Annotated in this window: 24 protein-coding genes and 2 riboswitches; of the genes, 15 read left to right on the forward strand and 9 right to left on the reverse strand. The window is 71.3% G+C overall.

Translation table 11 applies throughout. The features are described 5' to 3' along the window. Positions 1 to 47 precede the first annotated feature (47 nt). The gene (locus AW273_RS00510) at positions 48 to 1325 is read left to right on the forward strand and encodes a TIGR04013 family B12-binding domain/radical SAM domain-containing protein (protein WP_062344088.1); all 1278 of its coding nucleotides are present in this window, start codon (positions 48 to 50) and stop codon (positions 1323 to 1325) included. Here AW273_RS00510 and AW273_RS00515 read toward each other — a convergent pair. Next, positions 1322 to 1990: an SDR family oxidoreductase gene (locus AW273_RS00515; protein ID WP_062345330.1), complete on the reverse strand. Its 669-nt coding sequence runs from the start codon at positions 1988 to 1990 to the stop codon at positions 1322 to 1324. The genes AW273_RS00510 and AW273_RS00515 overlap by 4 nt on opposite strands. A 140-nt stretch (positions 1991 to 2130) precedes the next feature. Here AW273_RS00515 and AW273_RS00520 point away from each other — a divergent pair, with 140 nt between their 5' ends. The 3 genes from AW273_RS00520 to AW273_RS00530 all read left to right on the forward strand — a co-directional run bounded on the left by AW273_RS00520 (position 2131) and on the right by AW273_RS00530 (position 4437). Beyond that, positions 2131 to 2661: a PadR family transcriptional regulator gene (locus AW273_RS00520; protein WP_062344089.1), complete on the forward strand. Its 531-nt coding sequence runs from the start codon at positions 2131 to 2133 to the stop codon at positions 2659 to 2661. A gap of 70 nt (positions 2662 to 2731) precedes the next feature. Further along, positions 2732 to 3691, forward strand: coding sequence for an ATP-binding cassette domain-containing protein (locus tag AW273_RS00525; RefSeq protein WP_198167950.1), 960 nt, complete (start codon positions 2732 to 2734; stop codon positions 3689 to 3691). After that, positions 3688 to 4437: an ABC transporter permease gene (locus AW273_RS00530; RefSeq protein WP_062344092.1), complete on the forward strand. Its 750-nt coding sequence runs from the start codon at positions 3688 to 3690 to the stop codon at positions 4435 to 4437. Before AW273_RS00525 ends, AW273_RS00530 begins: the two co-directional genes overlap by 4 nt. A gap of 5 nt (positions 4438 to 4442) precedes the next feature. Here AW273_RS00530 and AW273_RS00535 read toward each other — a convergent pair whose 3' ends face one another. The 3 genes from AW273_RS00535 to AW273_RS00545 all read right to left on the reverse strand — a co-directional run bounded on the left by AW273_RS00535 (position 4443) and on the right by AW273_RS00545 (position 8897). After that, entirely contained in the window at positions 4443 to 5255 is an 813-nt protein-coding gene (locus AW273_RS00535) for a MurR/RpiR family transcriptional regulator (protein WP_062344093.1), read from the reverse strand. 3 nt (positions 5256 to 5258) lie between these two features. Further along, positions 5259 to 6905, reverse strand: a complete 1647-nt coding sequence (hutU, locus tag AW273_RS00540; protein WP_062344094.1) for a urocanate hydratase — start codon at positions 6903 to 6905, stop codon at positions 5259 to 5261. Positions 6906 to 7178: 273 nt separating this feature from the next. Beyond that, positions 7179 to 8897, reverse strand: coding sequence for an ABC transporter ATP-binding protein (locus AW273_RS00545; RefSeq protein ID WP_232326999.1), 1719 nt, complete (start codon positions 8895 to 8897; stop codon positions 7179 to 7181). 218 nt (positions 8898 to 9115) lie between these two features. Here AW273_RS00545 and AW273_RS00550 point away from each other — a divergent pair, with 218 nt between their 5' ends. The 4 genes from AW273_RS00550 to AW273_RS00565 all read left to right on the forward strand — a co-directional run bounded on the left by AW273_RS00550 (position 9116) and on the right by AW273_RS00565 (position 15340). Next, a complete protein-coding gene (locus tag AW273_RS00550) occupies positions 9116 to 11002 on the forward strand; it encodes a cellulase family glycosylhydrolase (protein WP_062344095.1) in 1887 nt (628 codons plus the stop codon). 114 nt (positions 11003 to 11116) lie between these two features. After that, positions 11117 to 12508, forward strand: coding sequence for a DUF4331 domain-containing protein (locus AW273_RS00555; protein ID WP_083949409.1), 1392 nt, complete (start codon positions 11117 to 11119; stop codon positions 12506 to 12508). 25 nt (positions 12509 to 12533) lie between these two features. Then, positions 12534 to 13748 carry a tetratricopeptide repeat protein gene (locus tag AW273_RS00560; RefSeq protein WP_062344096.1) on the forward strand — a complete coding sequence of 405 codons (1215 nt, stop codon included), beginning with the start codon at positions 12534 to 12536 and terminating at the stop codon, positions 13746 to 13748. Next, on the forward strand, positions 13745 to 15340 hold the full coding sequence (locus AW273_RS00565) for a nickel/cobalt transporter (RefSeq protein ID WP_062344097.1): 1596 nt from the start codon (positions 13745 to 13747) through the stop codon (positions 15338 to 15340). Before AW273_RS00560 ends, AW273_RS00565 begins: the two co-directional genes overlap by 4 nt. Here AW273_RS00565 and AW273_RS00570 read toward each other — a convergent pair. The 5 genes from AW273_RS00570 to AW273_RS00590 form a co-directional block, all read right to left on the reverse strand. Next, positions 15329 to 16675 (reverse strand): FAD-binding oxidoreductase, encoded by a 1347-nt coding sequence (locus tag AW273_RS00570; protein WP_062344099.1) that lies wholly within the window; start codon positions 16673 to 16675, stop codon positions 15329 to 15331. The two genes, AW273_RS00565 and AW273_RS00570, sit on opposite strands and share 12 nt — an antisense overlap. A gap of 95 nt (positions 16676 to 16770) precedes the next feature. Then, on the reverse strand, positions 16771 to 17403 hold the full coding sequence (locus tag AW273_RS00575; RefSeq protein ID WP_062344102.1) for a hypothetical protein: 633 nt from the start codon (positions 17401 to 17403) through the stop codon (positions 16771 to 16773). 11 nt (positions 17404 to 17414) lie between these two features. Next, positions 17415 to 17567, reverse strand: coding sequence for a CsbD family protein (locus AW273_RS00580; RefSeq protein ID WP_198167951.1), 153 nt, complete (start codon positions 17565 to 17567; stop codon positions 17415 to 17417). Between the two features lie 58 nt (positions 17568 to 17625). Beyond that, positions 17626 to 18357 (reverse strand): hypothetical protein, encoded by a 732-nt coding sequence (locus tag AW273_RS00585; RefSeq protein ID WP_062344106.1) that lies wholly within the window; start codon positions 18355 to 18357, stop codon positions 17626 to 17628. A gap of 39 nt (positions 18358 to 18396) precedes the next feature. Further along, positions 18397 to 19146 (reverse strand): FadR/GntR family transcriptional regulator, encoded by a 750-nt coding sequence (locus tag AW273_RS00590; RefSeq protein WP_062344108.1) that lies wholly within the window; start codon positions 19144 to 19146, stop codon positions 18397 to 18399. Between the two features lie 39 nt (positions 19147 to 19185). Between AW273_RS00590 and AW273_RS00595 the strand changes: the two genes are divergently transcribed. The 7 genes from AW273_RS00595 to AW273_RS00625 all read left to right on the forward strand — a co-directional run bounded on the left by AW273_RS00595 (position 19186) and on the right by AW273_RS00625 (position 26419). Next, positions 19186 to 20529, forward strand: a complete 1344-nt coding sequence (locus AW273_RS00595) for a glutamine synthetase family protein (RefSeq protein WP_232327059.1) — start codon at positions 19186 to 19188, stop codon at positions 20527 to 20529. After that, positions 20526 to 21863: an aldehyde dehydrogenase family protein gene (locus AW273_RS00600; protein WP_062344113.1), complete on the forward strand. Its 1338-nt coding sequence runs from the start codon at positions 20526 to 20528 to the stop codon at positions 21861 to 21863. Before AW273_RS00595 ends, AW273_RS00600 begins: the two co-directional genes overlap by 4 nt. 7 nt (positions 21864 to 21870) lie before the next feature. Then, the gene (locus AW273_RS00605) at positions 21871 to 22635 is read left to right on the forward strand and encodes a 3-oxoacyl-ACP reductase (RefSeq protein ID WP_062344116.1); all 765 of its coding nucleotides are present in this window, start codon (positions 21871 to 21873) and stop codon (positions 22633 to 22635) included. Positions 22636 to 22640: 5 nt separating this feature from the next. Further along, entirely contained in the window at positions 22641 to 23333 is a 693-nt protein-coding gene (locus tag AW273_RS00610) for a gamma-glutamyl-gamma-aminobutyrate hydrolase family protein (RefSeq protein ID WP_083949410.1), read from the forward strand. A 16-nt stretch (positions 23334 to 23349) separates the two neighbouring features. Continuing rightward, positions 23350 to 23447, forward strand: a riboswitch (glycine riboswitch). Then, a riboswitch (glycine riboswitch) is annotated at positions 23448 to 23542 on the forward strand. It begins immediately after the preceding riboswitch. Between the two features lie 33 nt (positions 23543 to 23575). After that, entirely contained in the window at positions 23576 to 24646 is a 1071-nt protein-coding gene (gene gcvT, locus AW273_RS00615; protein ID WP_062345338.1) for a glycine cleavage system aminomethyltransferase GcvT, read from the forward strand. Continuing rightward, the gene (gene gcvH, locus AW273_RS00620; RefSeq protein ID WP_062344120.1) at positions 24643 to 25032 is read left to right on the forward strand and encodes a glycine cleavage system protein GcvH; all 390 of its coding nucleotides are present in this window, start codon (positions 24643 to 24645) and stop codon (positions 25030 to 25032) included. Before gcvT ends, gcvH begins: the two co-directional genes overlap by 4 nt. Before the next feature lie 10 nt (positions 25033 to 25042). Next, a complete protein-coding gene (locus AW273_RS00625; RefSeq protein WP_062344122.1) occupies positions 25043 to 26419 on the forward strand; it encodes an L-serine ammonia-lyase in 1377 nt (458 codons plus the stop codon). Positions 26420 to 26442 lie beyond the last annotated feature (23 nt).

Raw genomic sequence — 26442 nt, forward strand, 5'->3', positions numbered from 1 at the left:
CCCTACTGAATGGCTTCATTCAGTCCAGGGAGGGCTACCCTGACCCGATGAGTTTCGATGTCAGCGTGGTCGTCCGTTACCGCAAGGCGGTGACCTACGGCATGCACGCCCTGCTGGCGGCCCTGGAAGCCGCGCCTCCAGCGGTGAACTTCGAGGTCAGGTACGCCACCAGCGCCGAAGAGACGGCGATCCAGATCGGCCAGGCCGACGCCGGCCGGGTTCTGGTGCTCTGGTCCTTCTACTCGCCCGATTTCCCGTTAATGACGGCCGAACTGGCCGAAGTCAGGGCGCTCAGCCACCGAGACGACGTGATCCACGTCGCGGGCGGTGTGCACGCCACCGCGGAACCCCAGCAGGTGATCGACGCGGGCTGGGACGTCGCCGCGATCGGCGAGGGCGAGACCACGATCATCTCCCTGGTCGCCGAACCCGATCCGCGCAGGGTGCCGGGCCTGGCGATCCGCGACCACGACGGCATCGCGCTCCGCACCCCGGGCGCGCCGCAACTGCCGCTCGACGCCTTCCCCTCGTTCCCGGCCGGCCGGGCCGGTCCCATCGAGATCACCCGCGGCTGCCGCTACACCTGCAAGTTCTGCCAGACCCCGTTCATGTTCGGAGCCCAGTTCCGGCACCGCTCGATCGAGAGCGTGCGCGACCACGTGCGGCGGATGGCCGCCAGGGGCCTGCGCGACGTGCGGTTCATCACCCCGACCTCGCTCAGCTACGGCAGCCAGACCGCCGAGCCCGACCTCGACCGGGTCGAGGAGCTGCTGGTGGCCTGCAAGGAAGAGGCGCCCGCGAACGGCCGGGTGTTCTTCGGCAGCTTCCCGTCGGAGATCCGCCCCGAGCACGTGACGCCCGAGGCGATGCGCATGCTCCGCGGCTACGTCGCCAACGACAACATCATCATCGGCGCCCAGTCGGGCTCCGACCGCATCCTGACCGCCTCGGGCCGCGGCCACGGCGCCGCGCCGGTCCTCGACGCGGCCCGGATCGCGATCGACTTCGGGTTCCGCCCCAACGTCGACTTCATCTTCGGCATGCCGGGCGAGACCGAAGACGACCAGAAGGCGTCCCTGAAACTCGCCTCCGACCTGGCCGACCTCGGCGCCCGCATCCACACCCACACGTTCATGCCGCTGCCGGGCACCCCGTGGCGCGACGCCGAGCCGGCGCTGATCCCGCTGACCACCTCGACCGAGCTCGACCGGCTGGCCCAGCGCGGCGACGCCTACGGCCACTGGCGCAAGCAGGCCGAACACGCCCAGGTCCTGGCCGAGACGGCCAAGCAGTACCCGCGCAGGACGCCCCGCCGCCGTGTCTAACGCGGCCTGACGACGACCTCGGTCACGTGGGCGTCGGCCGGCGCGGTCACCGCCGCGACCACGGCGCCGGCGACCGATTCGGCCTTCAGGTAGCGGTGCGGCTCGTAGTCGCCGCCCTCCTGCCGCCGGACCCCGCGCTGCATGTCGGTGTCGATCCGCCCCGGATAGACGGTCGTGACCCGCAGGCCGGGCTCCTCCTGGCGCAGCACGTCGGCGTAGGCGCGCAGCGCCCACTTGCTGGCGGCGTAGGAACCCCAGCCGGGGTGGCCGTTGCGCCCGGCGCCCGAGTTGACCAGCACGACCTGCCCCTTCGCCGCCCGGAGCGAGGGCAGCAGCAGCCGGGTCAGCTCGGCGACGGCGAACAGGTTGACCTCGAAGGTCTCCCGCCAGACGCGGATCGACGTCTCCCCCACCGGCCCGAGCGAGACGACCCCGGCGCTGTGCACGAGCAGGTCGATGCGCCCGAGCCCCTCGACGTCGCGCTCGTTGATCGCGGTCAGCTCGACCGGGAACGGCCGCGCGTCGAGCTCCTTGCAGATCTCGTCGAGCTTCCCGCCACCCCGGCCGCCGAGGATCAGGTCGTAGGTGGGCGAAAGCGCCCGCGCGACGGCGGCCCCCAGGCCGCGAGAACCGCCCGTGATCAGGGCGACAGGTCGATCACTCATGCCGATCACCTTAGTTAAGGGATCGCCGCGCATCCCTTCTCGCCGTCCGTGGTTGGAAGGCCTTCTTTCCGTTACGGCTCCGCCTGGCCGGCCACCCGACCACCTTGTCCCGATACTCAAACTTGTATATAAGTTTGAGCATGTCCTCCACACGGGTTCTGATCCTGGGCACGCTGCTCGACGGGCCGCTGCACGGCTATGAGGTGCGGCGGCGTCTCGAACTGTGGGGGGCCGCCTACTGGGCCAACGTGGCCTACGGGTCGATCTACCACGGGCTGGCCAAGATGGCCGACGAGGGGCTGCTCACCGTCGTCGAGCACGGCAGGGGCGGCAAGACCGTCTACGAGATCACCGGCGACGGGCGGGAGGAGTTCCGGCGGCGGCTCCTCACCTACTGGTGGGAGATCAAGCCGATCGTCGACCCCTTCCAGGTCGCGCTCACGTTCATGGACCGGCTGCCGAAGGCCGATCTGGTCAACGCCATGGAGGCCCGGCTGACGCAGCTCCGGGCGGCGGTCTCCTCCACCGAGCGGGCGCTGGAGGCCAAGTCGTCCTTCGACGCGCCCCGCCACATCGACGAGTGCATCCGGCTGGCCAACGCCCAGCTCCGCTCGCAGCTCGGCTGGGTCGAGGGCGCGATCGAGCGGGTCGAGAGCGGCGAGCTGCCGTAAATCGGTTGACCTTGACCCGGCGTCATCCACGACGCTGGGTTCTTCCCCCTGAGCGAGAACGGGTTTCCGAATGATCATTGAAGCGCACGGGTTGCGCAAGACCTTCCACGCCAAACGTGGCCGAGGGAAGACCGAGGAGGTCGAGGCCGTCCGGGGCATCGACCTGGCGGTCGAGAAGGGCGAGATCTTCGCGGCGCTCGGCCCCAACGGCGCCGGCAAGACCACCACCGTACGCATGCTCGCCACCTTCATCGCCCCCACCGCCGGCACCGCCCGGGTGGCCGGGTTCGACGTGGTGAAGGAGGCCGCCAGGGTCCGCGAGAACATCGGCTACGTCAGCCAGGCCGGCGGCGTCGACGAGAACAACCCCGGCATCGACCAGCTCCTGCTCGCCGGCCGGATCGCCGGGTTGTCGAAGAAGGCGGCGCTGGCCCGCGCCGACGAGCTGCTGGCCGCGTTCAGCCTGACCGAGATCGCCCGGCGGCCCGCGCGCACGTTGTCGGGCGGCCAGAAGCGCCGGTTCTCCATCGCGCTCGGCCTGGTCACCGCTCCCCCGCTGGTGTTCCTCGACGAGCCCACGACCGGGCTCGACCCGCAGAACCGGGCCAACCTCTGGGACGAGGTGCGCGCCCTCCGCGACCGGGGCACCAGCGTCCTGCTGACCACCCACTACCTCGACGAGGCCGACGCGCTGTGCGACCGGCTCGTCATCATCGACAACGGGACCGTCGTCGCCGAGGGCACCCCCGCCTCCCTGAAGAAGGAGGTCGCGGGCGACGTCGTCACGCTGCGGCTGAAGGGCGTCGACGAGGCGGCCGAGGCGCTGCGCGCGCAGTCCTACGTCAAGGAGGTGCGCACCGAGGAGGGCCTGCTGCGCGCCTACCTCGACGACGGCGAGCACGGGCTGCCCCACCTGCTGCGGGTGCTCGAAGAGCGCGACCTCACCCTGGAGTCGATCTCGCTCGACCGGGCGACCCTCGACGACGTCTTCCTCCGCCACACCGGCCGATCCCTGAGAGATGCCGCATGATCCGCCAGACCTCCCTCTTCCTCGGTTACGAGCTCCGTTTCCTGCTGCGCAACCCGGTGTGGCCGCTGTTCGGCATCATGCAGCCGGTGCTCTACCTCGTCTTCTTCGCGCCGCTGCTCGGCCGGACCACCGCCAGCGGGTCGATGCCCGAGGTGCTGGCCATGTTCACGCCCGGTTCGATGATGATGATCGCGCTGTTCGGCTCGTTGTTCGCCGGGTTCGGCATGATCAACGAGACCCGGAACGGGGTGCTCGAACGCCTGGCCGTCTCCCCCGCCTGGCCGCCCGCGATCATCTTGGGCCGGGTCGCCAAGGACATGCTGGTCCTGGTGGTCCAGGCCGTCCTGGTCATGGGCGTGGCCATCCTGATGGGCCTGCGCATCGGCCTGCCGGAGTTCCTCATCATGCTGCTGCTGATGGCGGTGACCGGCCTGTTCGCGGCCAGCCTCTCCTACGGCCTCGCCCTGGCCATCAAGGACGAGAACGGCGTCTCGCAGCTCGTGCAGTTCTTCGCGATGCCGCTGACCCTGATCGCGGGCCTGTTCCTGCCCGTGTCGCTCGGCCCCGACTGGCTGCAGACCCTGGCCCGGTTCAACCCGCTCTACTACGGCGTGGAGGCCGGCCGGTCGCTGTTCCGCGGCGACCTCGGCGACTCCACCATCCCGATCGCGTTCGCGCTGCTCATCGGCCTGGCGCTGATCACCCTGGTCTGGTCGATGCGGTCGCTGCGCCGCCTGGCCGCCTGATCGGGCTAGAGGAAGATCCCGCCCCGCTCGGTCATGCGCTCGTGGTCGTCGAGGCGGGCCCGGGTGCGCAGCGGCGCCGCGTCGGCCATCGCCTCCACCAGGAGCATCGCCAGGGCCAGCGGGGCCACGTGGGAGTCGAACACCAGCCGTTCCCCCACCGGCGCGTCGAGGACGACGTCGGCGGGGAACGGCACCTCCGGCCGGTCGGTGATCGCGGCGATGGACAGCCCCAGGTCGCGGGCCTCGGTCAGGGCCGCCGCCGCCTCGGCCGGATAGCGCGGCAGCACCACCGCGAGCAGCCAGCCCGCCCCGGCCCGGCGGGCGGCGTGGAGGCCGTCGGCCAGCTCGGAGCCGCCGTGGGTGAACAGCCGCACGTCGGGGTGGATGCGGCGGGCGAAGTAGGCGAACGTCGTGGCCAGGCCGCTGGAGACGCGCAGGCCGAGGATCGGCAGCGGTTCGCTGGCGGACAGGGCCGCGCCGACCTCGCCGACGGTCTTGGCCACCGGGCCGATGCGGTCGCGCAGGGAACGCAGGTTGCCGATCTCGGCGTCGAGCGCGTCGGGACCCGCCTCGACCCTGGGCGGCGGGCCGCCCAGGACGAGCGGGCGCAGCGCGTGGCGCAGCTCCGGATATCCGGCGAAGCCGAGCGCCGCGGCGAAGCGGGTCACCGACGGCTGGCTCACCCCGGCCCGGTCGGCCAGCTCCACACTCGACAGGAAGATCGCTTCGTGGAGGTGTTCGCTCAGGTAATGGGCGATGCGGCGCTGCGCCGGGGAGAGACGGCGACCGTCGAGGAGGCGTTCGAGACCGTCGACCACGCGTCAATTCTCCCGCATCGGCACCCGGACCCCCGTATCGGCCGCCACTTCGGCCGCCTCGGCGTAGCCGGCGTCGACGTGGCGGATGACGCCCATGCCCGGGTCGTTGGTGAGCACCCGGTTCAGCTTCTCGGCCGCCAGCGGGGTGCCGTCGGCGACGGTGACCTGCCCGGCGTGGATGGAACGGCCGATGCCGACGCCGCCGCCGTGGTGGATCGACACCCACGACGCGCCCGAGGCCACGTTGACCATCGCGTTGAGCAGCGGCCAGTCGGCGATGGCGTCGGAGCCGTCGAGCATGCCCTCGGTCTCGCGGTAGGGGGAGGCGACGCTCCCGCAGTCGAGGTGGTCGCGGCCGATCACGACCGGGGCCTGGAGCACGCCGTCGGCGACCATCTGGTTGAAACGTTCGCCGGCCTTGTCGCGCTCGCCGTAGCCGAGCCAGCAGATGCGCGCCGGCAGCCCCTGGAAGTGCACCTTCTCCCCGGCCAGCCGGATCCACCGGGCGAGCGGCTCGTTGTCGGGGAACAGGTCGAGGATCGCCTTGTCGGTGGCCGCGATGTCGCGGGGGTCGCCGCTGAGGGCGGCCCACCGGAACGGCCCCCTGCCCTCGCAGAACAGGGGGCGGATGTACGCCGGCACGAAGCCCGGGAAGGCGAACGCGCGCTCGTAACCGGCCAGCCGGGCCTCGCCGCGGATCGAGTTGCCGTAGTCGAAGACCTCGGCGCCGCCGTCGAGGAAGCCGACCATGGCCTCGACGTGTCGGGCCATCGACTCGCGCGCCCTGACGGTGAAGCCCGCCGGGTCCTTCTCGCGCTCGGCGGCCATGTCGGCGAAGGCGACGCCCCTGGGCAGGTACATGAGCGGGTCGTGGGCGGAGGTCTGGTCGGTGACGACGTCGATCTCGGCGCCCATGGCCAGCAGTTCGGGCAGCGCGTCGGCGGCGTTCGCCTCGACCCCGATGCTCAGCGGCCGGCGCCGGTCACGGGCCTCGTAGGCCAGCCGCAGCGCCTCGGCGAGTGACCCGGCCCGGACGTCGAGGTAGCGGTGTTCGATGCGGCGCTCGATCGACCGGGGGTCGCAGTCGACGCAGATGGCCACGCCGCCGTTCATCGTCACGGCCAGCGGCTGGGCGCCGCCCATGCCGCCGAGCCCGGCGGTGAGGGTGATCGTGCCGGCCAACGTGCCGCCGAAGCGTTTGGCGGCGACGGCGGCGAAGGTCTCGTAGGTGCCCTGGAGGATGCCCTGGGTGCCGATGTAGATCCAGGAACCGGCGGTCATCTGGCCGTACATGGTGAGGCCGGCGGCCTCCAGGCGGCGGAACTCCTCCCAGTTCGCCCAGTCGGGCACCAGGTTGGAGTTGGCGATGAGGACACGCGGCGCCCACTCGTGGGTGCGCATGACGCCGACCGGGCGGCCCGACTGCACGAGCAGGGTCTCGTCGGCGTCGAGGGTGGCGAGGGTCCGGGTGATCGCCTGGAACGAGGGCCAGTCGCGGGCCGCCTTCCCCGAGCCGCCGTAGACGACGAGTTGTTCGGGGTGTTCGGCCACCTCGGGGTCGAGGTTGTTCTGGATCATCCGGAGCGCGGCCTCCTGAGGCCAGCCCTTGGCGGTCAGGGTCGTGCCACGGGGGCTCCGCACGGTCGGCATGGGGCACCTCTCCCTTCGGGCGGATTCACCGCGCGAGCCACAGCCGGCCTTCGGCCGTCCGCGTCTCGCTGAATGAAAGTATTCACGTCGTCTCCCGCAGGATACGGCGGCGAGAGTCGGAGGGGCACCCCGGCGTCCCGGGGCACCCCTCCCGGACGCGACCGCACGTACGCGTTTGACCCGGGTCCGGCTCTGTGGCGAAGGAGAGGCTCCGCTCATTGCGGGGTGCCCCCGATCCGCTCCGGTCACCTCCCTCGCGGGGGAAAGCTCCGGCTAGGAGTTGACCAGGAACTGGGTCGCCGCGAGTTCGCGGTAGAGGTCGTCCCCGGCGATCAGCTCGTCGTGGGTGCCGCTGGCCCTGACCCGGCCGGCCTCCATGACGATGATCCGGTCGGCGCCGGTGACCGTCGACAGGCGGTGGGCGATGACCAGCACGGTCGTCTCGCGGGCCACCTCGGCGATGACCTCGCGCAGCCGCAGCTCGTTGACGGCGTCGAGCTGCGAGGTGGCCTCGTCGAGCAGGAGCAGCCTCGGGCGGCGGAGCAGGGCGCGGGCGATGGCGACCCGCTGGCGCTCGCCGCCCGACAGCAGGACGCCGCGGTGGCCGACCTCGGTCTCCAGGCCCTCGGGCAGCCGGTCGACCAGGTCGTCGAGCCGGGTGCGGGCCAGCGCGCGCCGGATCTCCTCCTCGGTCACGTCGGGGGCGGCGAAGGTGAGGTTCTCCCGGAGGGTGCCGTCGAGCACGGGGGCGTCCTGCTCGACGTAGCCGACGGCGGCCCGCAGGTCGGGCAGGTGCCAGTCGGCGATGTCGGTGCCGCCGATGGCGATGCGCCCGGAAACCGGCTCGTAGAACCGCTCCACCAGGCCGAACACGGTCGACTTGCCCGCGCCCGACGGGCCGACCAGGGCCGACAGGCGGCCGGCGGGGGCCTCGAAGCTGACGCCGTGGTGCACGATCGGGCGGTCGTCGCCGTAGCGGAAGACGACGTCCTCGAAGACCACCCCGACCGGGACGCCGGTGGTCTGGCCCGGGGTCGCGGCCGGTTCGACCGGCAGCGCGTCGATCTCCTTGATGCGGATCAGCGCGGCCAGTCCGTTCTGGAGCTGGGTGGCCGCCTGGACGAGCTGGCCGATCGGGGCCACCAGCCAGAACAGGTAGAGCAGGAACGCGATCAGGGTGGCGATGTCCATCGACCCGTCGGCCACCCGCGCGCCGCCGACCGCGAGCACGATCAGGAAGGCGAGCTGGATCGACAACCACGCGGTGGTGCCGGCGACCGACTGGTAGGCCGAGGAGAGCACGCCCCGGTCGCGGGCCTTCTTCGCGGCGGCCTCGATCACGGCGATCTCGCGGGCCTCGGCGCCGGAGGCCTTGACCGTGCGGAAGGCCTGGAGAGCCCGGTCGAGCGCCGAGCCCATGTCGCCCAGCGACTCCTGGGCGCGGAGGGAGGCCGCGCGGATGCGCGGGAACAGCAGCGACCCGAGCCCGCCCACGAAGGCGACCACCGCGAGGGTGACGACCAGCAGCACCCAGTCCATGACCCCCATGAGCACGGCCGCGCCGACGAACAGCACCGCCGACCCGACCGCGCCGACCATGCCCTCGGTCGTGACGGTACGCAGCAGCGTCGTGTCGGAGGTGACGCGCGAGAGCAGGTCACCGGGCTTGAGCCGGTCGACCTCGGGCACCCGCAGCCGGAGCACCCGGTCGACGAGCCGGACCCGCGCGGACAACACGATGCCCTCGCCCATCCGCTCCAGCACGAACTGCCCGAGCGCCGAGATCGACGCGCCGAGAAGCACCACGACCGAGAGCAGCAGCACGGGCCCGAGCACACTCTCCCCGGCCCCGAAACGGTCGATCACCGACCGGACGAACAGCGGCATCGCGAGCCCGCCGGCCGAACCGGCGAGCGTGAGAAGACCGGCCAGCACGAGCGTGCGGCGATGCGGTCTGACGAGATCTCCGAGCATCTGCCAGGACGACGTCACGGTTTGCCCCCTTGGGACGTCAATGAAAGTTGACGTCAATCTAGGTTGACAGCCAAGAAAGTGTCAACCCGATTTGACGCGGCTTTGAAGCTTTCATCCATCCTCGCCAGTCACCTCGGGCTTCGACTCATACCGGAGGTGGATTCCTGTACACCGCGCACACGTCCCCCGACTCTTGGGTGCACGCTCCTTAACCGGTTCATGGAAAGGTCCACGAAATGAGACGACAATGCGCGCTGGCATGCGCGGCCGTCCTCACCCTCATCGCGTCGCTTCTGGTCGCCGCCTCCCCCGCCCAGGCCGCCGTGGGCCTGCGGGTCAGCGGCCGCAACATCGTGGAGGCCAACGGCAGCGTCTTCGTCATCCGCGGCACCAGCCACGCGCACACCTGGTACACGACCCAGACGAGCTCGATCGCCAACATCAAGGCCAAGGGCGCGAACGCGGTCCGCATCGTGCTCAGCGGCGGGCGCTGGCCCGCCAACGGCCCCGCCGACGTCGCCAACGTGATCTCCCTGTGCAAGGCCAGCAAGCTGATCTGCATCCTGGAGAACCACGACACCACCGGCTTCGGCGAACAGGGCGGCGCGGTCAGCCTCGACGCGGCGGTCGACTACTGGATCTCCCTCCAGAGCGTGCTGACCGGCGAGGAGAACAACGTCATCATCAACATCGGCAACGAGCCGATCGGCAACAACGCGGTGACGCCGGGCTGGACCCAGGCGACCTCGGCCGCCGTCCAGCGCATGCGCACCGCCGGCTTCCAGCACCTGCTCATGGTGGACGCCCCCAACTGGGGCCAGGACTGGGGCTTCACGATGCGCGACAACGCCGCGACGGTCGCCGCCGCCGACCCGCAGCGCAACACGGTCTTCTCGGTGCACATGTACGGCGTCTACGACACCGCCGCCGAGATCACCTCCTACCTGAACGCCTTCCAGACCGCGGGGTTGCCCCTGGTCATCGGCGAGTTCGGGTTCAACCACTCGGACGGCAACCCCGACGAGGACACGATCATGGCCGAGGCCGAGGCACGCGGGATCGGCTATCTGGGCTGGTCGTGGTCGGGCAACGGCGGCGGCGTCGAATACCTCGACCAGGTGACCAACTTCAACCCCAACCAGATGACCTCCTGGGGCACCCGCCTGTTCAACGGCGCGAACGGGATCGCGTCCACGGCGGAGGAGTGCACGATGTGCGGCGGCGGCACCCAGCCGACGGACACCACCCCGCCGACCACACCAGGCACGCCCACGGCCTCGTCGGTCACCGCGACCGGCGCCTCGTTGTCGTGGACGGCCTCCACCGACTCGGGCGGCTCCGGCCTGGCCGGCTACAACGTCTACCGCTCCAACGGCACCCAGCTCGGCACCTCCGCGACCAACTCGCTGGCGCTGACGGGGCTGACGCCCTCGACCGCTTACACGGTTTATGTCCGGGCCCGTGACGGGGCCGGAAACCTGTCGGCCAACTCGTCGTCGGTCACGTTCACGACGAGCGCCGCGCCGTCCGACACCACCCCGCCGACCACCCCGGGCACCCCGACCGTGTCCGGCGTCACGTCGTCGGGCGCGTCGCTGAGCTGGACCGCCTCCACCGACTCGGGCGGCTCGGGCCTGGCCGGCTACAACGTCTACCGCTCCAACGGCACCCAGCTCGCCACCACCACGACCAACTCGGTGACGCTGACCGGGCTGACCGCGTCGACGGCGTACACGGTGTACGTCCGGGCCCGTGACGGGGCCGGGAACCTGTCGGCCAACTCGTCGCCGGTCACGTTCACCACCACCGGCGGCACGCCGGGCGGCTGCACCGCGACCGGGACCGTGCAGAGCCAGTGGGGCAACGGTTACGTCGTCCAGCCGGTGACCGTGACGAACGGGACGGCGGCGCGGACGTCGTGGACGGTCACGTTCACGCTGCCCTCCGGCCACACCCTGTCGGGCTCGTGGAACGCCGACGTCACCGTCTCGGGCCAGACGGTGACCGCGACGAACATGGGCTACAACGGCACTCTCGGCTCCGGCGCGAGCACGTCGTTCGGGTTCCAGGTCTCGCGGCCCAACGGGAACACCGCGACGGTGACGTCGTACACCTGCGCGTAGGTTCTTTTTCCGAGACGGCACCAATCCGATCGTGGCGATGGGGCGAATAGGCGGGCGAGGACTCCGGCCGGACCCTCCCGAACCGTCCCATCGTCCCGAGAGGACCTCATCGTCATGGAACTCCGGATCACCCCGCGATCGATGGTCGCCGTGGGGGTGGCGGGCGCCCTCGCCGCCGCGTCGTTCGTCGTTCTCCGGCCGGAGGCCCCGAGCGCCTCCTCCCACCGCGAGGCCCCGCTGATCGCGGGCGACCCGCGCAACGACAACACCGACGTGTACGCCTTCACCAGCCCCGACAAGCAGGACACGGTCACGCTGCTGGCCAACTGGATCCCGTTCGAGGAGCCCAACGGCGGGCCGAACTTCTACTTCTTCGACGTCAACTCGCGCTACAACATCAAGATCGACAACAACGGCGACGCCCGGCCCGACATCGTCTACCAGTGGACGTTCAAGAACGTCGACAAGCGGGGGAACTCCACGTTCCTCTTCAACAACGGCCCCGTCACGTCGCTGAACGACCCCAACCTGCTGTTCAGGCAGACGTACACACTCAGGAAGATCACCCACCGCGGCGCGAGGGTCATCGGCACCGGGACGGTGGCCCCCAGCAACGTGGGCCGCGCCTCGATGCCCGACTACCCGGCGCTCCGGGCCCAGGCGGTCGACCGCGTCAAGGGCGGCGGCAGGCAGTTCGCCGGTCAGTCGGACGAGGCGTTCTTCCTCGACCTGCGCGTCTTCGACCTGCTCTACGGCGGCGACCTGTCGGAGGTCGGCCAGGACACCACGCGGGGCTACAACGTGCACACGCTCGCGCTGCAGGTGCCGAAGAAGGAGATCGCCCTCAGGGGCGACCTCGGCAGGAACCCGGTCGTCGGCGTCTGGGCCACCACCGACAAGTGGTCGCCGAAGGGCTACGTGCAGGTGTCGCGCCTCGGCCAGCCGCTGGTCAACGAGGTCGTCGTGCCGGCGGGCCTCAAAGACGCGTTCAACTCCATCGGCCCCGACGAGGACGCCTCGATCCCCGAGGTCGTCAAGCGGGTCACCGACCCCGAACTGCCCAGGCTGCTGGAGGCCGTCTACGGCCTCAAGGCGCCCAAGACGCCGCGCAACGACCTGGTCGAGATCTTCCTGACCGGCATCGCGAAGGGCAACGGCCCGATCGACGCCGACCTCAACTCGCAGACGCTCAACAAGGACGCCGGGAAGCTGCGCCCGGCCGAGATGCTGCGGCTGAACATGGCCGTGCCGGTGACGGCGAACCCGAACCGCCTCGGCGTGCTCGGCGGCGACCTCCAGGGCTTCCCGAACGGGCGGCGGCTCGGCGACGACGTGGTCGACATCGCGCTCCAGGCCATGGCCGGCGCGGCGCAGACCGGCCGGCTGGTGCCCGCGCTGGCGGCCGGTGACAGGGTCGACGCCAACGACCAGCCCGCGTCGCCGACGTTCCCGTACATCCCCGGCCCGAGCAACGTGGCCGTGAACCGCGCCTTCTCCGGGTCCTGATCCTGCTTCCTCTGGAGTGCTCGCCATGCGCTTTCTCAAGCGCGGCGGCGTGGCGCTGGCCGGGATCATCGCCATCACGGCCGCCGCCATGCTCCTCCCGCGCCCCTCCGCCGACGTGACCTCGGCCGCGTCCGACCCGTTGCAGGAACGGCTGCGCCGGCTGCCCGGCGACTACGTCGGCTGGGCCGCGCTGGGCTCGGCCTACGTCGACCGGGCCCGGCTGACCGGCGACCCGAGCTGGTACGGCAAGGCCGAACAGGCCGTCGCCAGGTCGTTGCGGGTCCGCCCGGGCAACCCGGCGGGCCTGACCGGCCGGGCCGCGCTGGAGGCCGGCCGGCACGAGTTCAGCCGGGCCGCCGCCACCGCGCGGCAGGCCATCGCGGTCAACCCCTACGGCGCTCTCGCCTACGGGGTGCTGGCCGACTCCTACCACCAACTGGGCCGCTACCCCGAGGCCACCGAGGCGATCGACGACATGATGTCCCTGGCTCCCGGGGTGTCGTCGTTCGCCCGCGCCTCCTACGACGCCGAACTGCGCGGCGACGTGAAGACGGCGCGCGAGATGCTCGAACACGCCCGGCGCGACGCCTACCAGCCCGCCGACGTCGCCTTCTGCGAGCACTACCTGGGCGAACTCGCCCTCCGCCGGGGCCGCTACGACGAGGCCCGCGCCCACTACACGAAGGCGCTGACCGCCGACCCGGCCTTCGACCCCGCCCACGCGGGCCTGGCCAGGGTCACCGCCCTGTCGGGCGACCTCGAAAAGGCCGCCTCCCTGTACGCCGCCGTCACCGCCCGCCTGCCCCTCACCCAGACGCTGGTGGAACAGGGAGAGGTGCTGAAGGCGCTGGGCCGCGACCCCGGCTGGACGACGCTGACCGCCCAGCGCGAACTGATGCGCCTCAACGGAGTGCGCGACGACATCACCTGGGCGGAGTTCGAAGCCGACCACGGCTCCCCCGCCACCGCCGTGACATACGCGCGGGCCGAATACGCCCGCAACCCCAACGTCGTGGCCGCCGACGCCCTGGCCTGGGCCCTGCACCGCGCGGGCCGCTCCGCCGAGGCGCTCCGCCACGCCAAGGAGGCCACCGCGACCGGCCGGCGCAACGCCCTGGCCATGTACCACCGCGCCGAGATCGAGAAGACGCTCGGCCTGAAGACGCGGTCGGCGTCGCTGGTCCGCGACTACAACCCCCGGTTCACCCCGGCCCTCCCCGCCCTCCAGAGGTCATCATGAAGTGCGTCCCCGCCGTCCTCGCCGGCCTGGCGGCCTTCGCGGCCCTCGCCCCGGCGGCCCTGGCCCATCCTCTGGGCAACTTCACCGTCAACCACTACAACGGCCTGCGCCTGTACGCCTCCCACGTGGAGAACACGGCCGTCGTCGACGTGGCCGAACTCCCGACCCTGCAGGGCGACCAACCCACCTGCGAGACGCTCGCCGCCGCCCAGACCCTGGACGTGGACGGCCGCCGCGCGCCATGGCGAGTGGTGGACGGCGACCTGACCCACCCCGACGGCCAGGGCGGCCTGAAGACCACCCGCCTGGTGTGCGAACTCCGCGCCGACACGCCGCCGGCCGGAACCATCACCTTCACCGACGCCCACGAGCCCGACCGGATCGGCTGGCGCGAGATCACCGTCGCCTCCCGGGAGGTGCGGGTCACGCCTCCGGATGTCCCCGCCGCGAGCGTCAGCGACGAACTCCGCGCCTACCCCGACGACCTGTTGTCCTCCCCCCTCGACCAGCGCACGGTGACCGTGACGGTGAACCCGTCCGGCGTCCTCCCCGTCCCCTCGGGCGTCACCGCCCCCGGCCCCATCGGCGACTGGCTCGACGCGGTGGACCGGACCTTCACCGACCTGATCGGAACCCGGGACCTGACCGCGGGCGTCGGGGTGCTGGGCGTGGCCCTGGCCCTGATCCTCGGGGCGGGACACGCGCTGATCCCCGGCCACGGGAAGACCATCATGGCCGCCTACCTGGCCGGCCGCCGGGGACGGCGGCGGGACGCGCTCGTGGTGGGGTTCACGGTGACGGCCACGCACACGGCGGGGGTGCTGGTCGTGGGGCTGACGTTGACGGCGGTGTCGTCGTTGTCGGGGGACCGGGTGCTGACCTGGCTGGGCGTGGCCAGCGGAGCCCTGGTCACGGCGATCGGCCTCCGTCTTCTGCACACCGCCATAAGAGGCGACTCCCAAGGCCACGGCCCCGGACATGGACACAGGCACGGTCTTGGTCACGGGCACGATCCCGGTCACGGCCACGGCCACGGCCACGGCCACGATCACGGCCACGGTCCCGGGCACACGCAACGGCACGGTCCCGGGCACACGCACGGGCACGGTCCCGGGCACGGCCATGAGGACGGGCATCACCATCCCCACGACCGGGAAGTCGGCAGCGGCCGGGGCCGGCCTTCCGGCCACGCCCACGTCGATGCCCCCACCCCGAATACCGAAATTTCGGGACATGCGGTCGCAGTCCTCGACCGTCTGGAAACTTCACCGGCCAAGCCCTCGCGAGCAGGCCTGATCGGCATGGGCATCGCCGGCGGCCTGGTCCCCAGCCCGTCGGCGCTGGTCGTCCTCCTGGGCGCGATCGCCCTCGGCCGCACGTGGTTCGGCGTGGCCCTGGTCCTCGCCTACGGCGCCGGCATGGCGGCCACCCTCACGGCCACCGGCCTGCTCCTGGTGAGCCTCGCCGACCGCGCGGAGTCCCTGCTGAAAGCGGGCCGCCTCGCCACGACGGCGACCCGGCTGGCCCCGGTCGCCACCGCCCTGATCGTCGTCGTCCTGGGCGTGGGCCTGGCGCTCCGTTCACTGGGCTGACGGCAAAGGGTGGTTGGCGTGGATCAGGTCGTCCGGGTCGTAGGCGCTCTTGACCGCTCGTAGCCGCGCCTCCACCTCAGGCCGGTCGAACCGCCCCCGTGAGCGTTCCGCGAAGTTCCGGTAGCCCGTCGCCGCCTCCCACGGCGACATCGCCGTCCGGAGTTCGTCCAAGACGGCGTGCACGGCCACCACGCTCGCCGCGTCGGGCGTGATCCCGGCCGCGAACAGAGCGAACTCGGCGTCGAGGCCGTCGACGGCTCCGCCCTTGACTGCGCCCGGCCGGAGCGCTCCGCCCAGGTGCCGCAGTTCGACCGTCAGCAGGGGCAGGTCGCGTCCGGCGCCGGTCATGCCGAGGAAGGCCGCCAGGGCCCCGGACGGCAGGCCCGACAACAACATCCCGTCGCCGGCCGCGGGCACCGGGTGGGGCGGGTCCATGTGCAGGAGGTGCAGGTCGCTGACGGCGGTCGTGCCGAAGGTGTCCAGTTCGGGGGCGAGGGCCCGCAGCGGCGCGAGCAGGGTGTCGGCCTGGGGGGCGGGCAGGTCGCAGACCGCCTCGACGGCCACCAGTGAACGGCCCCGCAGGGGTTCGGGCAGGTCGGGCAGGGGCGGCAGGCGGAGCATGCGGCCGACCGAGGTCACCTGGTCGGGCACCTCGTCCACCCAGCGCCGCCAGGCGGCGAGCACGGCCGGGGCCCGTTCGATGGGCCAGGCGAGCAGCCCGGCCTGGGTCTCGGTCATCGGGAAGAGGCGGAACTCCAGGGCGGTGACGATACCGGCGATCCCGCCGCCGCCGCGCAGGGCCCAGAACAGGTCGGGGTGGTTGCCGGCGTCGGCCCTGACGAGGGTGCCGTCGGCCAGCACCACATCGGCGGCGACCACCTGGTTGGCGGCCAGGCCGTGGGAGCGAGCGAACCACGACACGCCGCCGCCGAGGGTGTAGCCGACCACGCCGACGTCGGCGGCGCTTCCGGCCAGGGCCATCAGGCCGTATTTCGAGGCGGCGTCGGTGACCTGGATCCAGCGGGCTCCGGCGCCGACGCGGGCGATCCTGGTCAGCGGGTCGATGGAGACCTCGCCGAGGTGGTCGGTGCGCAGCAGGATGGTCCGGTCCAGCGGGCCCAGCGGGGCCGCGTTGTGGCCAGTGCCCTGGGGGGCCACCCGCAGGCCCAGGTGGCGGGCCGCCACGACGGTCGCGGAGACGTCCTGGGCCGAGGCGGCGAAGACGACGGCCGAAGGCCGCTGATCGACGGCGAGTTGCCAGGCCATCCGGGCGGTGGGCCAGTCGGGGTCGTGCGGGAGCACCAGGCGTCCGTGCAGTTCGCCGGTGAAGTCCATGAAGAGCCAACTCCTTAGGAAGGTGATCGGCTCAGACCATAGAAATCCGGCTGTGTCTCCATCTGCGGCTAATTACGGACAGTGCACCTTGCCACTCACCAGTCGGTGTCGCCCTCCTCGGGGCGCCGCAGGCGGATGTCCTCCGCCCAGGCCAGGGCCCAGGCGCGGATCTCGCGGGGCAGCGGCATCATCTCGGCCGCGTCGAGGCGGTCGGCGAGCTCCTCGGCCGCGAAGTCGTCGAGGTGGGCGCGGCCCAGGGTCTCAAGCTCCCGGTACGAGTAGATCCCCCGCACCGAGGCCACGTTCACCACGTCTTCGGCGGTGCCGCGTTCGTGCAGGTCACGCATGGCCAGCCCGGTGGCGTCGAGCAGTGAGACCACCGGGGTGCCGTCGATCTCCTCGACGGGGTCGGCCAGGTCCTCGCGGAGCAGGTCGACGGCGCAGGTCTGCTCGGTGACGGGGTCGTGCGCGGTCAGCCGGGTCGCCCGTGCCGAGATCTCCTCGACCACGACGTCGAAACCGGCCCGGTGCAGCGACTCGGTCGCGTGCCAGGCCGGTTCGACGAGCTTGACGGTGGTGGCCAGCCGCAGTTCGCCCGTGCCGGCACCGGGGTGCGCCGCGCGCATGCCGTGCAGGCGGAGCGCCGGCCCTCCGATGAGGGCCAGGTCGAGGCGCGCGGGGCGGATGGCGGCCAGGATGCGGTCGGGAAAGACGCCCAGGAAGGTCACCCGCCCAAGTATCACCGGTACCTGCGGCGGATCTCGTTGGCGACGGACCGGATGCGGTCCTGGGTGCGGAGCAGTTTCGCCTCCGCCTGTTCGGTGCGGCCCGCGGCGACCATCCTGCGGTCGCCGGTACGCCGCCCGATCTCCTGCTTGGCCCTGGCCTTCATCTCACGGAGTTTCGCGTAGAGTCCCATGGCGTTGCGGACTGCCCGATCAGGGCATCGGCTAACCCATGTGCCGCCCCGACACGAACTCCTGCACGGCGATCTTCGCCTTGATGACCGGACGCCGCCAGCGCTCCTCCCGGTGCAGCGCCTTGGCCAGCTTGGCGGGCCGGGCCGCGTAGAACCAGCGGGCCCAGGGCGAGCCGGGGCGGGCGAGGCGGACCGCGCCGACGTACCCGAAGACCGGCACGAAGACCCCGAGCAGGCCCGACCAGATCTTCCCCTTGAGCAGGGTGACGACGGCGAAGACGAGGTTGACCGCGAGGACCAGGACGGCGAGCCAGAAGTCGCCGGTGACGTCGTCCCACCCGAGCGGCCGGGCGCCCAGGAGCAGCAGGCCCGTCACGGCGACGGCGACGAAGACGGCGTCGACCGAGGTGCGGCCCGCTTCGGCCCAGTAGACGTCGCGCAGGTGCAGAAGCAGCGCGAACTCGTCGAGCACGAGGCCGGAGCCGACGCCGAACAGCGCCGCGGTGACGGCGATCCAGCCCTCGGCGGCCGGGCCGAGCAGCAGCGCGGCCACGCCGCTGACCATCATCAGGATCACGCCGAACACGACGTGGTGGACGTGCGTCTCGCCCACGCTGACGTTCCTGAACCACCACCGGGCCCGGGCCCGGATCAGCCGCACGTTGATGCGCGTGAAGACGAACGTCACGATCAACGCCACGAAGAAGCAGAACAGCGGCAGCCGGTGGGTGTCGACCACGGCCCGCTGGAAAACCTCACCCATCGGCACGCCCCCCGGGCCGACTCTACCCAGGTGATCTCATCAGGCCAGGAACCCGCGCAGCAGGGCGGCCGTGCCTTCGAGGTGCTCGGCCACCGCCCGCGAGGCGCCGTCGGGGTCGCCCGCCAGGATCGCCGACACGATCGCCTGGTGCTGCGCGGCCGCGTGGGCGATGTTCGGCCCCAGCACCGGAATGGCGTTGAGCAGGTCGGTGACCCGCAGCCGCGCGTCGGCGCACGCCGCGGCGAGCAGCGGCGATCCGGTCAGTTCGGCGATCGACAGGTGGAAGGCCGTGTCGAGCCGGCGGTAGTCGGACGGCGCGGCCCCGTTCACGTCGGCCAGGCGCCGCAGCAACATCGCCCGCTGCGCCGAGTCGAGGGTGAGGGTGGCCAGGATCTGCGCGGCGCCGCACTCGACGGCCATCCGGAAGGTCAGCGCGTCGGCCAGGTCGCCCGCGCCCATCTGGTTGACCGCCTCGGCGAGGTCGCCGCCCGACGGGCCGGGCGGGCGGTAGATCACGAACGCGCCGCCGTAGCGTCCGCGCCGCACGTCGAGGTAGCCGGCCTCCTGCAACGACCGGATCGCCTCGCGCAGGGTGACGCGGCTGATGCCCAGGTGGACGGCGAGATCACGCTCGGACGGCAGCCGCTCCCCGTGGGGGACGACACCCAGTTTGACGGCCTGGAGCAGCCGTTCGACGGTCTCCTCGAACGCGTTCCCGGCCCGGACCGGGCGCAACAAAGATCCGAGTTGTGTTTCTTTCACCCCACCCTCCCCAGTTGGGCTCCTCATTGGTATTTTTTCATACCGTAGAAGGTGAGGCGCGGTGTGCTGACGGTCGACGAACTACGGGCAGAGGTGCAGGCGGGCCGGATCGACACCGTCCTGCTCGCCGTGACGGACATGCAGGGCCGGTTGCAGGGCAAACGCCTGTCGGCGCGGCACTTCCTCGACGAGGTCCTGCACCACGCCGCCGAGGGCTGCAACTACCTGCTGGCCGTCGACGTGGAGATGAACACGGTCGGCGGATACGCGATGTCGTCGTGGGAGCACGGCTACGGCGACTTCGTCATGAAGCCCGACCTGGCCACCCTGAGACGGGTCCCGTGGCAGGAGGGCACCGCCCTGCTGCTGGCCGACCTGGTCTGGGAGGACGGCTCCGACGTCGTCCCGAGCCCCCGCCAGATCCTCAGACGGCAGACCGCCCGGCTGGCCGAACGCGGCTGGACCGCCTTCGTCGGCACCGAACTGGAGTTCTGCGTCTACCGCACCAGCTACGAGGACGCCTGGCGGTCGGGCTACCGCGATCTCGTCCCCGGGAACCTCTACAACGTCGACTACTCCCTGCTCGGCACGGCCCGGGTGGAACCGCTGCTGCGCCGCATCCGTCTCAGCATGGAGGGCGCCGGCCTGTACGTGGAGTCGGCCAAGGGCGAATGCAACCTTGGTCAACATGAGATCGCTTTCAAGTACGCCGACGCCCTCACCACCTGCGACAACCACTCCGTCTACAAGAACGGGGCCAAGGAGATCGCGGCCGAGGAGGGCATGTCCCTCACGTTCATGGCCAAGCCGAACCAGCGCGAGGGCAACTCCTGCCACGTCCACATCTCGCTGAGAGACGCCGACGGCACCCCGGTGATGGCCGGCGACGGCCCCCACGGCCTGTCGAAGACCGGCGAGCACTTCATCGCCGGTCAGCTCAGGGCGATGCGCGAGTTCACCCTCCTGTACGCCCCCAACATCAACTCCTACAAGCGCTTCGTGGCCGGCTCCTTCGCCCCGACGGCCGTCAAGTGGGGCGTCGACAACCGCACCTGCTCGCTCCGCCTGGTCGGCCACGGCGGCTCGCTCCGCATCGAGAACCGGGTCCCGGGCGGCGACGTCAACCCCTACCTGGCCGTCTCGGCCCTCATCGCGGCGGGCCTCGCGGGCATCGACGACGAACTCCCGCTGGAAGACGCCTTCACCGGCAACGCCTACGCCTCGGGCGCCGACACGGTCCCCTCGACGCTGCGTGACGCGCTGGCGGTCTTCGAGGGCTCTACGCTCGCCAGGGACGCCTTCGGCGACGAGGTCGTCGACCACTACGCGAACAACGCCCGGGTCGAGCTGGCCGCCTTCGACGCGGCGGTCACCGACTGGGAGCTCTATCGGGGGTTCGAACGGCTGTGAAGATCATCAACCCGGCCACGGAGCAGGTCCTGGCCGACGTCGAGCTGGCCGATCCCGCCGAAGTCGACCGGGCGGTCGAGCGGGCGCGAAGGGCGTACCGGACCTGGAGAGAGGTCGCCCCCGGCGAACGGGCCCGCCTGCTGCGGGCCTTCGCCGCCCTGGTCGAGCAGCACGCCGAGGAGCTCGCGCGGCTGGAGATCGCGAACGCCGGGCACACCGTGGGCAACGCCCGCTGGGAGGCCGGCAACGTCCGTGACGTGCTGAACTTCTACGCGGGGGCGCCCGAGCGCAACCACGGCAGGCAGATCCCGGTGCCCGGCGGCGTCGACCTCACCTTCCAGGAGCCGCTGGGCGTGGTCGGGGTCATCGTGCCGTGGAACTTCCCGATGGTGATCATGATGTGGGGCGCGGCCCCGGCGCTCGCGGCGGGCAACACCGTCATCGTGAAGCCCGCCGAGTGGACCCCGATGACCGCGCTGAGACTGGCCGAGCTGGCTCTGGCGGCCGGCCTCCCCGAGGGGGTGCTCCAGGTCGTGCCCGGCGCGGGGGAGGTCGCGGGCGCCCGGCTGGTCGAGCACCCCAACGTCGCCAAGATCGTGTTCACCGGGTCGACCGAGGTCGGCAAGCTGATCGCGGCGCAGGCCGCGCGGCAGGTCAAACGGGTGACGCTGGAGCTGGGCGGCAAGTCCGCGAACATCGTCTTCGCCGACTCGGATCTCGACAAGGCTGCTCGAAGCGCCCCGATGGCCGTCTTCGACAACAGCGGCCAGGACTGCTGCGCCCGATCGCGCATCCTGGTGGAGCGTTCCGTCCACGACGAGTTCCTCGCCCGGCTCACCGAGGCGGTGAAGGCGATCAGGACGGGCGACCCCACGGCCGAAGACACCCAGATGGGCCCGCTGGTCAGCGCCGAACATCTGGCCCGGGTCACCTCATATGTGCACGAGCCCTATTTCCAGGGCAGTTGCCCCGAGGGCCCCGGCTACTGGTTCCCGCCGACGATCCTCACCGGCGACGACGACCCGGCGTACCGCGAAGAGGTCTTCGGCCCGGTCGTGTCGGTGGTCGCCTTCGACGACGAGCACGACGCGGTCCGGATGGCCAACGACACCCCCTACGGCCTGTCGGGCTCCATCTGGACCCGCGACGTCGGCCGGGCGTTCCGGGTCGCGCGCGGGGTCGAGGCGGGCAACCTCAGCGTCAACTCCCACTCGTCGGTCCGCTACTGGACGCCCTTCGGCGGCTTCAAGCAGTCGGGCCTGGGCCGTGAACTTGGCCCCGACGCGCTCGCCGCCTTCACCGAGACCAAGAACGTCTTCATCGCAACGGAGTAGGAAGCACATGCAACGGTTGCAGGACCGGGTCGCCGTCATCACCGGCGCCGCCGGGGGAATCGGGCTGGCGACCGCGCGCAGGTTCGCCGAGGAGGGCGCGCGGCTCGTCCTCGCCGACCTCGACGAGGAGGCCGGGCGGCGCGCCGCCGAGGAGGTCGGCGGCCTGTTCGTCCGGGCCGACGTGGCTCAGGAGGACGACGTCGTCCGGCTGTTCGAGACCGCCCAGAACGAGTTCGGCAGCGTCGACATCGCGTTCAACAACGCCGGGATCTCCCCCGCCGACGACGACTCGATCCTGACCACCGGCCTCGACGCCTGGCGGCGGGTGCAGGAGGTCAACCTGACCAGCGTCTACCTGTGCTGCAAGCACGCCATTCCCTACATGCGGCGGCAGGGCAAGGGGTCGATCATCAACACCGCCTCGTTCGTGGCGGTCATGGGGTCGGCGACGTCGCAGATCTCCTACACCGCGTCCAAGGGCGGCGTGCTGGCGATGACCCGCGAGCTGGGCGTGCAGTTCGCGCGCGAGGGCATCAGGGTCAACGCGTTGTGCCCCGGCCCGGTCGACACGCCGCTGCTGCGGGAGTTGTTCGCCAAGGACCCCGAGCGGGCGCAGCGCCGTCTGGTGCACGTGCCGCTCGGCCGGTTCGCACGGGCCGAGGAGATCGCCGCCGCCGTGGCGTTCCTGGCCTCCGACGACGCGTCGTTCATCACCGCCGCCGAGTTCCTCGTCGACGGCGGCATCTCCGGGGCGTACGTGACACCGCTGTGAGACCGGTGATCGGCATCACGTGTTACGCCGAACCCGCGCGTTTCACGGTCTGGCACACCCCCGCGGCCCTGTTGCCGTGGGACTACGTGAGGCACGTCGAACGGGCCGGCGGGCAGCCGGTGATCCTGCCGCCCGCCGGTGACCCGGGCGAGCTCGTCGGCCGTCTCGACGGCCTGATCGTGGCCGGGGGCGGCGACATCGACCCCGGCCGTTATGGCAGCGTTCCACACCCCAAGACGGGATATATCCGGCACTTCCGCGACGACGCGGAGTTCTCCCTGGTCAAGGCCGCGCTCCAGGCCCGGATACCGCTGCTGGGCATCTGCCGCGGCCTCCAGGTGCTCAACGTGGCGCTGGGCGGCACCCTGGTCCAGCACCTGCCCGACGTGTGCGGCACCGACCGTCACTCCCCCGCGCCGGGGGTCTACGGCAGGGTTCCGGTACGTCTCGAAGGGCCGCTGCGCCGGCTCTACGGCACCGACCTGATCTCCCCGGCCCACTACCACCACCAGGCCGTCGACCGGCTGGGGACAGGACTCGAAACGATCGCGCGCGCCGACGACGGCACGATCGAGGCGGTCATGCTCGACGACACGGTCTGGGCGGTCCAGTGGCATCCGGAGGCCGACGAGGAGGCGCCGGTGTTCGGGTCGTTCGTCACCCGCGCCGGGTTTCGCCCGGCCATACGGGGCAGATAGGCTGACCGCACACCATTGATCCCGTGCGGGAGAGCGCCCTGGCAGCCGGCCAGGGTCCCTGAAGGAGCAAGCCCTCCCCGCGAACCTCTCAAGGCAAAGGACCGTGCGGGCGAGGTGTCCTCTGGAAAGCAGGCCGGTGGCCTCGCCGAAGGTGAAAGTCCGGCAAAACTCGGGCGAAGCTCTCAGGCACCCATGACAGAGGGGGAGGATGCTGACATCCGACCTTATTCGAGGTGCGCTTCATGTCCCGACCGACCCCGCTGCACGAGGTGCACAAGAGCCTCGGCGCGACCCTGACCGACTTCGCGGGCTGGCTGATGCCGCTGCGCTACGGCAGTGAGTCGGCCGAGCACACCGCCGTCCGCACCGCCGCGGGGCTGTTCGACCTGTCCCACATGGGCGAGATCCACGTGACCGGCGCGGGCGCCGCCGACGCGCTCGACTACGCGCTGGTCGGCAACCTGGGCGGCCTGGAGCCGGGCCGGGCCCGCTACACGATGATGTGCGACGCCGACGGCGGCATCGTCGACGACCTGATCGTCTACCGGCTCGCGCCGGAGGAGTTCATGGTCTGCGCCAACGCCTCCAACTACCTCCGCGTGGCCCGGGAGCTCACCGACCGCGCGAAGAACCACGACGCCGTGGTCGACGACCGCTCCGACTCCTACGCGCTGCTGGCCGTCCAGGGTCCGCGCTCCCCGGAGATCGTGGCCAAGCTCACCGACGCCGACCTGGTGAACCTCAAGTACTACACCGGCCTGCCGGGCACGGTCGCGGGCGTCGACGCGCTGATCGCCCGCACCGGCTACACCGGCGAAGACGGCTTCGAGTTGTTCGTCGCGGCCGGCGACGCGGTGAAGTTGTGGGGCGCGCTCATGGAAGCGGGCGCCGCCGAGGGCCTGGTGCCCGCCGGGCTGAGCGCCCGCGACACCCTGCGGCTGGAGGCCGGCATGCCGCTGTACGGCAACGAGCTCACTGCGGCCACCACGCCCATGGACGCCGGGCTCGGCAGAGTCGTGCGCTTCGACAAGCAGGGCGACTTCGTCGGCCGCGCCGCGCTCGACGGCCTGGAGCCGGGCAGGCGCCTGGTCGGCCTGGTGATGAAGGGCCGCCGTGTGCCCCGCCACGGCTTCGCCGTCGTCGACGCCGACGGCGCCGTGGTCGGCGAGGTCACCAGCGGCGCCCCGTCGCCGTCGATCGGCCGTCCGATCGCGATGGCCTATGTGACCGCAACCCCCGCCGCCGTGGACATCCGCGGCTCCCACGAACCGGTCGACGTCGTTGACCTGCCTTTCTACAGGAGGAAGAAGTGAGCAGCATTCCCGACGAGCTCAGCTACACCAAGGAGCACGAGTGGGTGGCCGGGCTCGATGACGGTCTGACCGTCACGGTGGGAATCACCGCCTACGCGTCCGAGCAGCTCGGCGACGTCGTGTACGTCCAGCCGCCGGAGGTCGGGGCGAGCATCGAGGTGGGCGACGCGGTGGGCGAGGTCGAGTCGACCAAGTCGGTCAGCGACATCTACGCGCCGGTGGGCGGCGAGGTCACGGCGGTCAACTCGGCCGTCGTCGACGACCCCTCGCTGGTGAACAGCGACCCCTACGGCGAGGGCTGGTTGTTCCAGGTGCGCGTCACCGGCACCCCCGACGACCTGCTCACCGCCGAGGAGTACACCGCCCTGATCTCCGGCGACAGCTGATCGTCGGCCCATGGCGATCAGCGTCTTCGACCTGTTCAAGGTGGGCATCGGGCCGTCCAGTTCACACACGGGCGGCCCGATGGCGGCCGCGCACAAGTTCGCGCGCGGCCTGCTCCGCGACGGTCTGCTGGAGAAGACCGTGAAGGTGCGGGTCGTCCTCTACGGCTCCCTCGGCCTGACCGGCAAGGGCCACGGCAGCGACAAGGCCGTGCTGCTGGGCCTGTCCGGGGAGAAGCCCGAGCTCGTCGACGTCGACGCGGTCGACGGCAAGCTGGCCGCGATGCGAGCGGCGGGCACGGTGTCGCTGATGGGGCGGCGTTCGGTCCCGTTCGTGGTCGGCGACGACCTGGTGTTCGAACGGAAGATCTCGTTGCCCCACCACCCCAACGGCATGCGGTTCACCGCCTGGGGCGACAGCGGCGACGTGCTGCGGGAGAAGGTCTACTACTCGGTCGGCGGCGGGTTCGTCGTCGACGAGAACGCCACCGGCGCCGACCGCATCAAGCCCGACGACACCCCGCTCCCCCATCCGTTCACGACGGCGGGTGAGCTGCTCGCGCGGTGCGCCGAGACGGGGCTGTCGATCTCGGGGCTGATGATGGCCAACGAGCGGGCCTTCGGCCGTACCGAGGACGAGATCAAGTCGGAGCTGCTGCACCTGTGGCGGGTCATGGACGAGTGCGTCCGGCGCGGGTCGTCGCGTGAGGGCGTGCTGCCGGGCGGGCTGAAGGTGAAACGCCGGGCCCACCAGTTGCAGCGCCGCCTCCAGAGCGAACCGGCCGACGGCGACCCGCTCCAGGCGATGGACTGGGTGACGCTGTTCGCGCTGGCCGTCAACGAGGAGAACGCGGCGGGCGGGCGCATCGTGACCGCGCCGACGAACGGCGCGGCCGGGATCGTGCCGGCGGTGTTGTCCTACTACACCCGGTTCATCCCGGGCGCCGACGACGACGCGGTGGTGCGGTTCCTGCTCACGGCGGGCGCGGTCGGGGTTTTGTTCAAGGAGAACGCCTCCATCTCGGGCGCGGAGGTCGGCTGCCAGGGCGAGGTCGGTTCGGCCTGCTCGATGGCGGCGGCCGGGCTGACCGAGGTGCTGGGCGGCACGCCCGAACAGGTGGAGAACGCGGCCGAGATCGGCATCGAGCACAACCTGGGGCTGACCTGCGACCCGATCGGCGGGCTGGTGCAGATCCCGTGCATCGAGCGCAACGCGGTCGCGTCGGTGAAGGCCATCGCGGCGGCCCGCATCGCGCTGCGCGGCGACGGGAGGCACTTCGTGTCGCTCGACAAGGCGATCAAGACGATGCGCGACACCGGCCGGGACATGCACGCCAAGTACAAGGAGACCAGCCGCGGCGGGCTCGCGGTGAACGTCATCGAGTGCTGAGAAAGTCCTGGGTGTTCCCATTG

The sequence above is a fragment of the Herbidospora yilanensis genome (genome assembly GCF_001570565.1).
GTDB lineage: Bacteria > Actinomycetota > Actinomycetes > Streptosporangiales > Streptosporangiaceae > Herbidospora > Herbidospora yilanensis.